The sequence below is a fragment of the Lactococcus sp. UBA7128 genome (assembly GCF_002492185.1).
In the GTDB taxonomy this organism is placed as follows: Bacteria; Bacillota; Bacilli; order Lactobacillales; family Streptococcaceae; genus Lactococcus; species Lactococcus muris.
Genome location: NZ_DKXK01000003.1, coordinates 11512 through 11945, shown reverse-complemented (window position 1 = coordinate 11945; position 434 = coordinate 11512). Strand labels below are relative to the sequence as shown.

General features: G+C 43.1%; 1 pseudogene. It reads left to right on the top strand.

What is annotated here, in order from left to right:
• Positions 1-248: 248 nt before the first annotated feature.
• Positions 249-434: pseudogene (locus B4H39_RS00565) on the top strand (hypothetical protein); the annotation flags it as partial.

Below are 434 nucleotides of genomic sequence, written 5' to 3'. Positions count from 1 at the left end.
GCAGAGCAGAGCAGAGCAGAGCAGCTAAGCAAGCGGTAGATTTCCGTCTTTTTTCGCATACACCAATACGTCCTGGATAAAGGGCGTTTTTTGCTGTGCTGCTAGCTATTGTGCCTAAAGGCACTAATGCTAGACGGCAAGTCCTATGGGACCTTGCCTAAGCACTGCATTAGTGAAAAATCAAAAAATAATCGTTTTTGATTTTTCACGTCATGTTTAAATCAAAATGGAAGTATGAGGAAAAATAAATGAATAAGGAACAAAAAAGAAAACTGGGTGTTATAGCAGTTTTAGGACTCACCTTGCTTGTCGGTGGAACCTTTGCCTTCCGCTCTTTTGAGCAACAGGCTATCAATGACCGTGAGCGTGAACACAATGTCAATGTCGGCGGACGTGTCCACGATTACTATAACCGAGACACGGAAAACAAGGAC